The organism is Acinetobacter sp. YH1901134, from assembly GCF_013416965.1.
Lineage (GTDB): Bacteria > Pseudomonadota > Gammaproteobacteria > Pseudomonadales > Moraxellaceae > Acinetobacter > Acinetobacter amyesii.
Window position 1 is genome coordinate 51,124 of the sequence record NZ_VPEW01000013.1, and the last position, 13,359, is coordinate 64,482.

Genomic DNA, 13,359 nt, shown 5'->3' on the forward strand with positions numbered 1-13,359 from the left:
ACAATAGACCTCAAATTTGATCAAGACTGCATTGCAAGGATAAAAAGCACGCATTATCGGACCATCGCTTTCAAGATGGAAAGATTGTTCTCGGCGCCAAATTTATCGCATAATATCCGCAATCTCTTCGTTTTATTTAAAGAAATATTCATCTTTCTTCACAGTTTCTCTGCATTTAATGCGTACAGTAGTGATATTGAAGATAAATTACTCATGAGGGTTGAACATGAAAAAGATTTTGCCAATTTTGGCTATTTCTTTCAGTGCTTTAATAGCAAGCAGCATCACGTCTGCAGCGCCTCACTTCAAGAACGATGAACGTGGCTTTGATGGCCCACGCGGCAATGCATATGGTCAAATGAAAAAAGATCGTAATTTCCGTGGTTATCAGGACGATGACGATCTTGAAGATCGACGCCGTATGCGTGAACAACGTGGAGTCAAACGTTTGCAACAACATAAATGGCAAACGGGCTATGTGATGCCACAGCATTATCGTGGTAATGGTTATAAAGTCGATTATAAAGACCATAACTTACCTAAACCATCGCGTAATCAGCAATGGTATAAAATCAATAATGACTACATATTGGTCAACTCAGATAGTAACAGTATTCTGAAAATCTTAGGTATGTAAGCCGTTTTGAATTTAATTTCGCCATATTTTTAAAGCCCAGATCAACTCTGGGCTTTTTTTATGAGGTTTTTTTAATGTTTAACCGCAAAAGCTGATGCTGCCTAGCGTTCAGATCATTTACACACCTTCAAATTTCCTCCATACATTTCACAATTCAACTATATTGCCCCCACGCTTTCTCTGAACTTTCTCGCTAATTTTGAATCATCGAAAAACAGATTAGAAATGTATAGAGGTGTCCCATGAACAAAATCGTATCGAGTTTAGTTCTTTCCGTATCGGCTTTGATGGCAACAACAGCAGCCATTGCTGCGCCAGACCATCGTCAAGATGACCGCCGTTACCATCCGTCATACCAACATCAAGACAACCGTTGGGACAAAGATCACCGTCCGAGCAATTGGAATAACAACAACCGTTATGACAATAATCGCTACGACCGTAATGACTTTCGTCGTGTAAATCCAAGCCGCGATTGGCGTGTTGGTCAAAGCCTTCCTCGTTATTTCGATTCAAGCCGCTACAAAGTGAGTGATCGTGAAGCGCGCCGCTTACCGAACACCGGTCGTTATCAACAATGGTACAAAATCAATGGTGACTACGTGCTAGTTAATGATCGTACCGATCGCATCATTCGCATTAAGAATGGCTAATCATTCGACGATCTCTTAAATCCCTTTCCCAACACCTGAACACTGTTCAGGTGTTTTTTTATATTTGCTTTCCGCTGTCATATGTTTTTGTTTAGAATCATCCATACCAGAGCGAATAAACAGGCATAGGCATGCAAACGAATATCACTGAACCATCTTCCAGCACAACCTTACAGTATGTGCATTGGTTCCGTCATTCTGCACCCTATATTAATGCGCATCGCAACAAAACCTTTGTCATCATGTTTGATGGTGAAGCGCTGCAACATGAAAATTTTCAACATATTATTCACGATATTGCCTTATTACACTCGCTTGGTATTCGTCTAATTTTGGTGCATGGTGCCCGTCCGCAAATCAATCATAATTTACAAAGCAGCGGCATCCAGACACCATTTCATCATCATCGTCGCATCACCACTCGCGAATCTTTACCTGCTGTGATGAATGCTGTTGGCTCCATTCGTCTGCAAATTGAAGCCCTCCTATCTATGGGTTTAGCCAACTCACCGATGTACGGCGCGCGTATTGATGTGGTCTCAGGTAATTTAGTCACGGCAAAACCGTATGGCATTCGTGACGGTATCGATTTTCAACTGTCTGGTGAAGTTCGTTCCGTCGATATCGATGCAATTCAACGTCATTTAGATAGCCAAAATATTGTGGTGCTTGGGCCGACAGGTTATTCCACTACAGGAGAAGTGTTTAATTTATTGGCTGAAGAAGTTGCGACCAAAACCGCCATAAGCTTAAAAGCGGATAAGTTAATTTTCTTGGGCAAACAACACGGTTTGCACAATGAACATGGGCAGCTACAACGCGAAATTACACCTCATCAACTTGATCAGCATATTTTGCAATATCAAGATTCTAACCCCGATATTGCCCTGCATTTAAGCGTTGCCAAAGATGCCTCCCTACAAGGCGTGCACCGTGTTCATCTTATTTCCTATGCTTATGATGGCGCATTGATCGAAGAATTGTTCACGCGTGACGGTTCTGGCACCATGATCACTGATGCGCATTATGAAGAAGTGCGTACTGCCGATATTCAAGATGTGGGTGGCTTAATCAATCTGTTACGCCCTCTCGAACAAGAAGGTATCTTGGTTTATCGCTCACGCGAACGTCTGGAAAATGAAATTGGACAATTTGCAGTGATTGAACGTGACGGTACGATTTTGGCCTGCGCTGCGTTATACCCGATTCCTACCACAGGGGATGAGAAACGCTCTGCTGAAATCGCATGTGTGGCTGTGCATCCGGGTTATCGAAAATCGAATCGCGGTAGCCAAATTTTGCATTATTTAGAAGAAAAAGCGCGAGATTTAGGTATTGAACAATTGTTTATTTTGACCACACGAACAGCGCATTGGTTCCTTGAACAAGGTTTTGAACAAGTCAGTGTCGATGACTTACCGAATGCCCGTCAGGCCTTATACAACTACCAAAGAAACTCATTGGTTTGTAAAAAGTCACTTTAAAGTGGCTTTTTTTATGTGCTGAATAGCATTATTTTGCATAAGGTTATGCCGAATCCATTGGCTACCCCCTCAAATCACTTTGCAAGCCACAGAATAACCATATCCACCATTTAAATAATCACAATAAATAAAATAATTTCAATAACTTAAAATAATACTTCGACACATTATATGTTTTTCTAAAATCATAATTTCTCATAAGTTTTGCTGATTTTTATTTATCTTTTTTCCTGATTTTAAATTTAAGTTTTCTTATTTTTTTCGAAAAAGAAAACTCTTTAGCTTATGTGTTTATAAATCAACAGTTCTGCACATTTAGACCTTTATAGGAGCAACACATGCGTACTCACAAAGCAAAACTCTGGACAAAAACACTTGTACTGTCTACAGCGGTTGTGGGTGCCATGATGATGTCGGGCTGTGGCAAAAAAGAGGCTGAAGAAAATGTCACCTTAAATATTGGTTTCCAAAAATATGGCTTATTGCCAATTTTAAAAGAACGCGGAACTTTAGAAACAGCCTTAAAAAGCCAAGGTGTAAATATCAAATGGGTGGAATTTCCTGCGGGTCCACAGCTGCTTGAAGGCCTCAATGTGGGCAGTGTTTCATTTGGTGAAGTCGGTGAAGCACCACCTATCTTTGCTCAAGCCGCTCAAACCGATTTGGTTTACATTGCCAACCAACCTGCTGTTCCAAAAGCTGAAGCGTTAATTGTGCAAAAAGATTCGGCTATTCACAGTATTCAGGATTTAAAAGGTAAACGTGTGGCCTTAAACAAAGGCTCAAACGTGCATTACCTGTTGCTCAAGTTGTTGGAAGCCAATCAGCTTAAATTTAGCGACATCAATGTCGTGTATTTACCGCCTGCCGATGCACGTGCTGCTTTTGAAAAAGGTGCCGTTGATGCATGGGTAATTTGGGACCCGTTCCTTTCTGCCGCTGAGCATCAACTTAATGCTCGCACCATTGCCAATGGCGAAAACTTGGTGAAGAACTACCAGTTCTATTTAGCCGATCGCAAATTTGCTCAGGAAAATCCAAAAGTCCTGCAAGCTGTGGTGAATGAGTTGAATTTGACCACGCAATGGGTCTCAAAAAATCAAGATGAAGCGGCCAAGTTACTCGAAGGCAAAACCGGCTTAGGTCTAGATGTACTTAAAACATCAATTTCTCGCTTAGGCAATCAAGTGACGCCGATTACTGCACAAGTGGCGCAGGAGCAGCAGCAAGTCGCTGATGCGTTTTATAACGAAAAATTAATTCCAAATAAATTAAATATTGAGTCGGCCATTATTAAATAAGCCGACTACAGCATAAGGGCGATGCCATGCGTATTCTAAGAACATTTTCCATACTGACTTTAGCCACTTTTGGCCTTGGACTCAGTGCCTGCCAAAAACAAGAAACAGCACAGCAGGATGGTGAAAAACCAGCTGAAACAGCCGTAAAAACCTTGGTTATCGGTTTCCAAAAATCAGCCTTAAATTTACTGGTTGCCCGTGAACAAAAGCTCTTTGAACAACAATTTCCCGGCGCTCACATTGAGTGGAAAGAGTTCCCTGCTGGCCCACAAATGTTAGAAGCTCTTGCGGTCGGTGCGGTGGATTATGGCTATGTCGGCAACACCCCGCCTATTTTTGCTCAAGCTGCCAATAAAGACCTAAATTATATTGGCTATGAAGTGGTGCCTGAACAGTCGCTCGCTGTCGTGATTCCTGCGGAAAGCTCAATCAAGACCATTCAAGAATTACGTGGCAAACGCGTTGCTGTACAAAAAGGCTCGAGTGCACATGAGTTATTAGCCAAAACTTTAGAAAAAGCCGGTTTGACTTGGAGCGATATCCAACCAATTTGGATTCCACCAGCAGATGCACGGGCCGCGTTTGATAAAAAATCAATTGATGCATGGGCCATTTGGGACCCGTTTTTATCTGCAGCGGAGTTGGATGCTCAAGCTAAAGTGCTGATTCAATCTGGTGATTTTCCAAAGACCTATTCATTTTATGTGGCAAATCCAAAAGTCGTTCAGGCGCACCCTGATGCCCCAGCTAAATTTTTAAAGGCCCTAGACGCTTCCGATCAGTGGATTGTGAAGAACCAAAATGTGGCTTTAGAGATTTATCAAAACAGCACTGGGCTGCAAAAGAATATTGCTGCGCAAGCCTTTTCTCGCCGATCTAAACCATCTCCTGTGCGCCCACTGACACCCGAGGTCATACAAGCACAGCAAAATATTGCGGACTTATTTAAACAAGTCCAACTGATTCCAAACAACATTCAAGTCCAAAAGCAAGTTTGGACACCTTCATCACATTGATACCCGAGCCATCAAAAATACAAGGAATTGAACATGAAAATTTTCTGGTTTATCCCTACCCACGGTGACAGTCGCTACTTAGGAACAAGTAAAGGTGCACGCCAAGTCGATCATGCCTACATGAAGCAAATTGCAGTAGCGGTGGATAATCTTGGCTATGAAGGCGTTCTGATTCCGACAGGTCGTTCATGTGAAGATCCATGGCTTACAGCTGCAAGCTTGATTGATGCCACTAAAAATCTAAAATTTCTAGTCGCGCTACGCCCAGGGGTGACAACGCCTGCACTGACTGCACGTATGGCTGCAACATTTGACCGTTTATCTGGCGGTCGTATCTTACTGAATTTAGTTACAGGCGGTGATGAGCAAGAACTCAAGGGTGATGGTGTCTATGAAGATCACGCAACGCGTTACCAAACTGCCGCGGAATACACCACAATTTGGCGTGAAATTTTAACCCGTTCACATACTGGTGAAAGCTATACCTTCCATGGCGAACGTTTGAGTGTAGACGACGCCAAATTACTCTATCCACCGGTACAAAAACCTTATCCACCACTATGGTTTGGCGGTTCGTCAGAAGCTGCTGTTGAACTCGCGACAGATCAAGTTGACACCTATTTAACTTGGGGTGAGCCACCTGCTGCGGTAAAAGAAAAAATTGCAGTGGTTCGTGAAAAAGCCAAAGCCAAAGGACGTGAACTGAATTATGGCATTCGTTTACATGTCATTGTGCGCGAAACCAATGAAGAGGCATGGAAAGCAGCAGAAGAGCTGATCCAATATGTCGATGATGCCACCATTGCAGCCGCGCAAGCCAAGTTCAAAACCATGGACTCTGTTGGTCAACGCCGTATGGCTGAACTGCACAACGGCGACCGTAGCAAATTAGAAGTATCGCCAAACTTATGGGCGGGTGTTGGCCTGGTTCGTGGTGGTGCAGGTACGGCACTCGTTGGTGATCCTGAAACGGTAGCCGCACGTATCCAAGAATATGCTGATCTCGGGATTAATACCTTTATTTTCTCTGGTTACCCACACCTTGAAGAGTCGATCCGTTTCGCAGAATTGGTGTTCCCACTACTGCCATTGGAAACGCGTCAGAAATTGGTTCAACCTAACTTAACAGGCCCATTTGGTGAGATCGTCGCGAACAACTACACCCCAGATGAAAATAAAAAAGCTGGAAAGATTCAGGAGCCGGCCTAATGTCCAAAACTGTTTCTGTTGAAACCTTCAAAGCACCGAAGGTTTCACGTGGAACACAACTCGGGCAGCGTTTGCTGCCTTGGTTGTTTCCTATTGCATTAATTATTGTATGGCAAATTGCCTCTGTTACAGGGCTGTTAGAAAGTCGTATTTTGCCTGCGCCAAGTGCGGTGGTGGTGGCCTTTTGGAACTTACTGATCAGTGGTGAACTGTGGAAGCATGTCCAAATCAGTGCGGGTCGTGCTTTGGTTGGGCTTTTAGTTGGGGGTGGATTAGGTCTTTTTTTAGGGCTGCTAAATGGTTCATCCAAAACAGCATCGACGTTACTCGATACCACGCTGCAAATGATCCGTAATATTCCTGCTCTTGCCCTGATTCCATTGGTGATTTTATGGTTTGGGATCGATGAATCGGCCAAGCTGTTTTTAGTCGCTATTGGCGTATTCTTTCCCATTTATATCAATACCTATCATGGTATTCGTTCTGTAGACCCTCAACTGATTGAAATGGGCAAAAGCTACGGTTTGAGTGGCTGGCAACTGTATAAAGAAATCATTCTACCGGGGGCGATGCCGTCTATTTTAGTTGGTCTGCGTTTTTCACTCGGTCTCGTTTGGGTTCTGTTGATTGTGGCAGAAACCATTTCTGCACAAGCTGGCATCGGTTATATGACCATGAATGCACGCGAATTTCTACAAACCGACATCGTCTTGGTCGGGATTTTATTATATGCCCTACTCGGTAAATTGGCCGATGTACTGGCTGTTGCCTTAGAAAAATATTTACTCCGTTGGCACTCGGGTTACCAAAAATAAGGAGCATGTGATGACCGATTTAAGCATAAGCCGTCATGCAGACGACTCAACCCAACCTCAGCGTTCTTCAGTCGAGGATATCAACCCCCATGCGGTGTTGGGCGCAGAGATTCTGATTGAACAACTACACAAATTTTATGGCGATGTTAAAGTCCTTGAAGACCTAGACCTGCATATTCAACCCGGTGAATTCTTGGCGATTGTCGGTCGTAGTGGCTGTGGTAAAAGTACCCTGCTTCGCCTCATCGCCGACTTAGAAAAGCCCAGTTATGGCGAAATTAAATTTAAGTCTGCACGTCATATTCGTGAAGGCATCACCAGTGATGATATTCGTGTGATGTTCCAAGACCCTCGCCTTCTGCCTTGGCGTAGCATTGAGAAAAATGTGCAACTCGGTTTAAGCAAAGACCAACATGCCAATGCCACAGCACTCCTCGAGAAAGTTGGTTTAAAAGACAAAGCGGGGCTTTGGCCAACACAGCTATCAGGGGGGCAACGTCAACGTACTGCACTGGCACGTGCATTGTCACATAAACCACGCATTTTGCTGCTAGATGAACCACTGGGTGCGCTCGATGCCTTAACACGTTTAGATATGCAGAATTTGATTGAAAAACTTTGGACTGAACAGGGTTTTACCGCAATTTTGGTCACACATGATGTAAGTGAAGCCGTGCAGTTAGCAGACCGAATTATCTTGCTGGATAAAGGCCATATTGCCAAAGAATTTTGTGTCGATTTGGCCCGTCCACGAAAAAAAGGCATTGAATTTACTGAACTTGAACAACAAGTCTTACAAGCGGTGTTGGCCACTTAAGCTGTACTTGTGCAGGAAATCATCACTTAAACCGTGTGACTTCCTGTACTATTCAAGAACAATATCGCAACAAAACCATGTTTAGCATTGAGGGTAGATTTATCGCCTGTTGACAAATACATCACAAAAATTACGACAAATCATATAAATCCATGACTAAAAATAATGATTTATTTAAATTTCACCCTAAAATGATTATTTGAAATATTATGGCATTCGTCGTATTTATTTGACCGTTGAACAGAATAAACTGCCAAAATTCATAAAATTAAAAACGATGATTGTGCACAAATCTGTTGATTTGCCGTACAATTCAATATTCCCTTTTCATTTTCTTAAAAGAGCTAATGGAACAAAAAAAGAGTACCCAGAAACGCCACCAGTTGCTTAATGCAGCACTGGATGTCTTTTCCCTGTATGGCTTCAATGGCGCCAGCTTGGATGAGATCGCACAGATTGCAGAAATGCATAAATCGAATATTTTCTATTACTATGAAAATAAAGAAGCGCTTTATGTTGAAGTTCTGACAACGGTTCTACAAAAGTGGCTTGCTCCGCTACAAATGTTGGAAGCAGACCTTGAGCCTGAAGAAGCGATCACCAATTATCTATTGCAGAAAATTGAAGTATCTCGTACCCAACCGAAAGCCTCACGTTTGTTCGCACTTGAAGTCATTCAGGGCGCACCACACATTCTTGAAATTTTAAAAGGTCCACTAAAAAAATTAGTGAAACGCAAAGCCAAAGTCATTAGCAACTGGCAAGAACAAGGCAAAATTTCAAAAGATATTGATCCAGAACTTTTAATTCTGAACATTTGGGCAATCACGCAAAACTATGCTGACTTTGCAACCCAAATGGAAATGGTCACTGGAAAAACCTTACGTAATCGCAGTATGCAACAACGGATTATTCAACATACCGTTCATATGATGCTTTACGGTGTAATTCCACGCCCAGAAAAGTAAATTGAATTGGGTCGAATTGGCATACGACCATAGCATTCTATGGTCGCCGACCGAAATTAGCTAAATGCCTTATTTTACTGTTTGATATAATTCCAATAATTTCTTTGCGCCGAATAATAAATTTTCTTCCCAATCCAGATGTGCTGTGTCATTCGCACCATCGGTAATATATTTTACCGACACAAAGCGAACACCCAGTTTTTTACATACTTTAGCGATTGCGTAGCCTTCCATATCGACAAGATTACACGGTACTTTCGGCAGCCCAGTTTCAAAGCTGTCGCCTGTACCACAAATTCCTTTAGGCAAATGGCTAAACATGCTCTCTGGCTGAATTTCAGCAGGATGATCGGTATCCATCGGCGTCACCCCGACATCAAAACCCAAAGGCGATACATCCATATCCCGTTGTACAAATTTAGCCACTTCAACCAAAGCATGTGCATCAAAATGTGAACTTCCCGCTGTGCCCAAATTCAGTAAAGTACGACATCCGGTTTTTTGAATCACATCAAAGGCTTTAAATGCGGCATTGACTTTACCAATACCACTGTAATGCACTTCAATGCCTGCAGCTTCAAACAAGCCTTTAGATTCACTCGGCAGTGCCATAATTAAAGCGATTTGCTGACGCATAGCGGTCTCCTCAAATTGATGCCTTCATATAGCATACATTTGCACGTGCGCAGAAAAAATCAGCTTCAAAAATCACATTGCTCAGAAAAATAAACTCCTCAAGCAGATTCAACTGCTATCAAATTTGAAATTGCATCGGACGTTTGCCAATAAAAGATGGTGCCAATTGTTGGTCGTGACGTAAGGCATCTAAAATCTTCTCTAAGGCAATATGTGCCATATCCCCTCGTACACTATGCGAATGGGTCATCGGCATATGCTCGATGCCAACTCTTCGCGCTGACAAAATTTTAATGTCTTGTTTGTTGACCACCCAAGTATAGGCATTCACAGCCGGCATCAATGCCTTAGACAACAATTTTGGAATCGGAAATTTATAACTAACACAGGTATAAACCCTTGACTCATACGGTCCCACAGGGCTAATCAGACTATTAAACACCATGCCCGACGGCTCTCCCCAATGGTATTCCACCAAGGTAATATTCGGCGCGATAAAACTGTCGCGGTGGACTTGTTCAGCACCATGCGGATTGGTCAGCCATGGCATCATGCCAACATCTGCATCATGGTCATGATAGTCAACGACTACTTTACGCGGCCCCACATCTATGGTGGCATCCACGGCTTTTCCCGACTCTGAACGAAACCAGCCTTCATGCACAAATATGGTATGGGTCACATCCATAATATTTTGTGCAACAGCGCCCATCTCACCATCATAACTGCCGACCATGTAATAGCTGACCCAGCCGGCTTGATCATAAAACGGTAATTTAAATATTTCTGGGCGTTCCTGTTTGGGCTTTTCACCGAGATAAATCCATACCACCCCATCTTGCTCACACACATCAAAACTACGCTGTTTAAAGGGATGCGGTTTTTCTGGAAAAAACTGCCCATTGACACTGGGAATATGCGCCACATGGCCATCACCCTGATACGACCAACCATGATATGGACATGTCACGCAGCCATCAGTCATTTTACCCTGAGACAAAGGCACACCACGATGCACACATTGATCGAGCAATGCAGCGGCTGTTCCATCTTTTTGTCGGAACAGAACAATTTTTTTACCATACAGGGTGGCTGAAAAAGGTTGATCTTTTTTGAGTTCTTTAGAGGTACAAGCGACGTACCACTCTTCTAATAATCCTTTGGCATCATCCCAAAAACTGGTTTGATTACACATAATTCGATCCTTATTTTTATCTTTTTTGTTTTAATCCATATGCCTTGCTCTAGTTCCTATACTTCAAGCAAGTTTATATCTCGAAGCCAATTGATCTCTCGAAAATACGCGCAAATTTTATACATGAATGTTTTGCTTGGATAGCAAAATAACGTAACTGCATCACACGCTTGCACAAGCTCTATATTTGTTTGCTGAAATCCGTCAAAGCCAACGCGCAATAGTTTTCTTCAACGGATTTACATTCACCCAACATCAATTAAGATGCGCTCTGAGCATCACAATACGCTTTTAAACACGGAGAAAAAAATAAGCTGCCACGATAAAATCCTTGTATGGTTTTCAGCATCACCAATAACCAAAGCGTACAGAGCAAAACCGCAAAAAAAGTGCTGCACTGTTGCATAGCGTGTAATTGCGTTTGTTCCGCCAAATGGATGACCGCCAAACTAAAAACGCCGAATGGAAACGTCATCGCCCACCACCCGAGATTAAAGGGTAAATCTCGCAAATGTTTTAGCGTGATGAGTATAGCGATTCCAAACCACCATACACCAAATCCGAGTAGAACAAGGGCTGCGAACACACCGCCTTGAAGTAATACCTGTCCTAAATCAACCAAATTTACTGCTGTCAAAATACGTGGGGCTTGCTCTCCCAAAAGTAACAGCGCTAAAGCCCCTGTCCCAATCGGTCCTAAGGCCAACCAACTGCTGATCGCCATTTCCTTGCTTGGTAATTGATGTAAAGCCAGACGCAGCAACAAAATGCTTAAGATGGCAAATGCTGGAAATACTGAGATCCCCCAAAGCAAATAACTCCCCAGCAAAATATGGACAGCATGGGCCTGTGCAGGTAAATGCGCCAACAATAAACCGCCTGAACTGGCAGCCACCTCGCAAGCCACTATCGGCAATAACCATACTGCGGTCATGCCTTGCAGCGCATGTTGCTGACGACTAAACATCAGAAATGGGACACACCATGCAATCGCAATTGCCATCAACACATCGACATACCATAAATATTCAGCCCAAGTGATGATGCTTACGCCGAAAAACTCAGTGTAAAGCGTGGTGCCAAATTTCAATGCACCATTGATCAGGGTTGCCAGTGCCATGGGGATTGCCCCCAGAAATAAACTCATCACCGGATGCTGGAAAATCTGCTTGGCTTCTTGTGGGTATAAGATCCATCGGCTGAGATACATGCCACTAAACAATATGAATAACACGATGCTGATCTGCCACAGCGCTGCTCCAAAGGACCACATCCACTGCTGCCCCAACGCTATAGATGGTAAAATGAGGGCCACCACACCTGTGCCCATCACCACCGTAAACCAGTTTGGGGTGAAATGACGAATCAAGTCTTGTTTATGCTGGAGTTGATAAAATGGCATTTTCATCGCATGATGCTCATCAAAATGGAATGTCTATAGTTTAAGCACACCATTAAATAAGAAAAATTGATTAATATTTATTTTTATAATTTATTTTATTGATAACAAGTTCATCTCTGCATAAAAAAACTTGAGTAAAAACACAACAACAAGACGAACGCAGAAGATTATGGCAATATATACCCTCAAACATTTTCAACAATTGATTCGCCCATGAAGCTGCTCCGTCTAAATGCTTTAGCGCCCCACTTAGAACTCCCCAAAACTGCCGTGACCATTGGCAATTTTGATGGCGTACATTTGGGTCATCAAGCGATGGTCAGCCAGCTCAAAGACATAGCACAGCAACAAAACTTAAAAACAGCTGTGATGATTTTTGAGCCACAACCACTTGAATTCTTTAAAGCTTATGACGCTCCACCTCGAATCAGTTCACTACGTGAAAAAGTCGAATATTTAACTGAACTGGGCGTCGACTATATTGTGGTGGCGAAATTTGACAATGCCTTTCGTAATCTCAGCGCTGAAGAATTTGCCGATATTTTAAAAAATAAGCTTAATACACAAAGTTTAGTTTTGGGCGAAGATCACCATTTTGGCAAAAACCGTCAAGGCAATAGCGAATTTTTACGCCAATACGGCTTCCAAGTCACAGCCCTGCAGAATGTCGAAGTCGATGGCGAACGTGTCAGTTCGACCCTGGTTCGTCAGACTTTACAAGCAGGTGACCTTGCCCATGCCGCAAAACTTTTAGGTCGTCCTTATAGCATCACCGGTCGTGTGCAATATGGCGATCAAATCGGTCGCACGATTAATTTTCCTACCATTAATGTGCGTTTAAACCGTCATAAACCTTGTTTAAATGGCATTTATGCAGTCGATGTCATTTGTGAAACCGAATCTTTAACAGATAAAGTAAAAAGCGAAAATGCTGACAAATTAGGGGTTGCAGGTTATGCACCCTCTGCCCTGTTTGGTGCAGGGCATGTTGGTACGCGTCCCGCAATTAAACAGGAACATCCTGAATGGCGATTAGAAGTACATTTTCCTGATGTTTCTGCTAATCTGTATGGCCTGTTAATGCGGGTGACGTTCTTGAACTTTTTACATGGCGAAAAGGACTACCCTTCGCTTGAAGCATTGAAAGCAGGAATTGATGATGACGTCGAAAAGCTCCTTGAGTTTCGAGGTCAGCACCCTCATTTCCCCTTTTAAACCCCGATTAT

Annotated in this window: 13 protein-coding genes; 10 read left to right on the forward strand and 3 right to left on the reverse strand. The window is 42.9% G+C overall.

The features are described from left to right. The first annotated feature begins 226 nt into the window (after positions 1–226). The 9 genes from FTV50_RS13110 (at position 227) to FTV50_RS13150 (ending at position 8,900) form a co-directional block, all read left to right on the forward strand. Positions 227–637 carry an RcnB family protein gene (locus FTV50_RS13110; protein WP_180024666.1) on the forward strand — a complete coding sequence of 137 codons (411 nt, stop codon included), beginning with the start codon at positions 227–229 and terminating at the stop codon, positions 635–637. A 242-nt stretch (positions 638–879) separates the two neighbouring features. Then, positions 880–1,290 carry an RcnB family protein gene (locus tag FTV50_RS13115; RefSeq protein WP_078193275.1) on the forward strand — a complete coding sequence of 137 codons (411 nt, stop codon included), beginning with the start codon at positions 880–882 and terminating at the stop codon, positions 1,288–1,290. A gap of 131 nt (positions 1,291–1,421) precedes the next feature. Beyond that, positions 1,422–2,774: an amino-acid N-acetyltransferase gene (argA, locus tag FTV50_RS13120; protein WP_180024667.1), complete on the forward strand. Its 1,353-nt coding sequence runs from the start codon at positions 1,422–1,424 to the stop codon at positions 2,772–2,774. A gap of 338 nt (positions 2,775–3,112) precedes the next feature. Then, on the forward strand, positions 3,113–4,075 hold the full coding sequence (locus tag FTV50_RS13125; protein WP_180024668.1) for a sulfonate ABC transporter substrate-binding protein: 963 nt from the start codon (positions 3,113–3,115) through the stop codon (positions 4,073–4,075). A 26-nt stretch (positions 4,076–4,101) separates the two neighbouring features. Continuing rightward, on the forward strand, positions 4,102–5,091 hold the full coding sequence (locus FTV50_RS13130) for an aliphatic sulfonate ABC transporter substrate-binding protein (protein WP_180024669.1): 990 nt from the start codon (positions 4,102–4,104) through the stop codon (positions 5,089–5,091). Between the two features lie 33 nt (positions 5,092–5,124). Next, positions 5,125–6,300 carry an FMNH2-dependent alkanesulfonate monooxygenase gene (gene ssuD, locus FTV50_RS13135; protein ID WP_180024670.1) on the forward strand — a complete coding sequence of 392 codons (1,176 nt, stop codon included), beginning with the start codon at positions 5,125–5,127 and terminating at the stop codon, positions 6,298–6,300. Further along, positions 6,300–7,115, forward strand: a complete 816-nt coding sequence (gene ssuC, locus FTV50_RS13140; protein ID WP_078190647.1) for an aliphatic sulfonate ABC transporter permease SsuC — start codon at positions 6,300–6,302, stop codon at positions 7,113–7,115. The genes ssuD and ssuC overlap by 1 nt, the downstream gene beginning before the upstream one ends. 10 nt (positions 7,116–7,125) lie before the next feature. After that, positions 7,126–7,932 (forward strand): ABC transporter ATP-binding protein, encoded by an 807-nt coding sequence (locus FTV50_RS13145; RefSeq protein ID WP_180024671.1) that lies wholly within the window; start codon positions 7,126–7,128, stop codon positions 7,930–7,932. A gap of 347 nt (positions 7,933–8,279) precedes the next feature. Next, positions 8,280–8,900, forward strand: coding sequence for a TetR/AcrR family transcriptional regulator (locus tag FTV50_RS13150; protein ID WP_078190649.1), 621 nt, complete (start codon positions 8,280–8,282; stop codon positions 8,898–8,900). 69 nt (positions 8,901–8,969) lie between these two features. Here the strand turns inward: FTV50_RS13150 and FTV50_RS13155 are convergent, their stop codons facing one another. From FTV50_RS13155 to FTV50_RS13165, 3 genes are all read right to left on the reverse strand, one after another. After that, on the reverse strand, positions 8,970–9,536 hold the full coding sequence (locus tag FTV50_RS13155) for a 5'-nucleosidase (RefSeq protein ID WP_180024672.1): 567 nt from the start codon (positions 9,534–9,536) through the stop codon (positions 8,970–8,972). Positions 9,537–9,654: 118 nt separating this feature from the next. Then, entirely contained in the window at positions 9,655–10,731 is a 1,077-nt protein-coding gene (locus FTV50_RS13160) for an aromatic ring-hydroxylating dioxygenase subunit alpha (protein ID WP_180024673.1), read from the reverse strand. Between the two features lie 259 nt (positions 10,732–10,990). Continuing rightward, positions 10,991–12,139 (reverse strand): TDT family transporter, encoded by a 1,149-nt coding sequence (locus FTV50_RS13165; RefSeq protein ID WP_180024674.1) that lies wholly within the window; start codon positions 12,137–12,139, stop codon positions 10,991–10,993. A 207-nt stretch (positions 12,140–12,346) separates the two neighbouring features. Here FTV50_RS13165 and ribF point away from each other — a divergent pair, with 207 nt between their 5' ends. Then, a complete protein-coding gene (gene ribF, locus FTV50_RS13170) occupies positions 12,347–13,348 on the forward strand; it encodes a riboflavin biosynthesis protein RibF (protein WP_111886018.1) in 1,002 nt (333 codons plus the stop codon). Positions 13,349–13,359 lie beyond the last annotated feature (11 nt).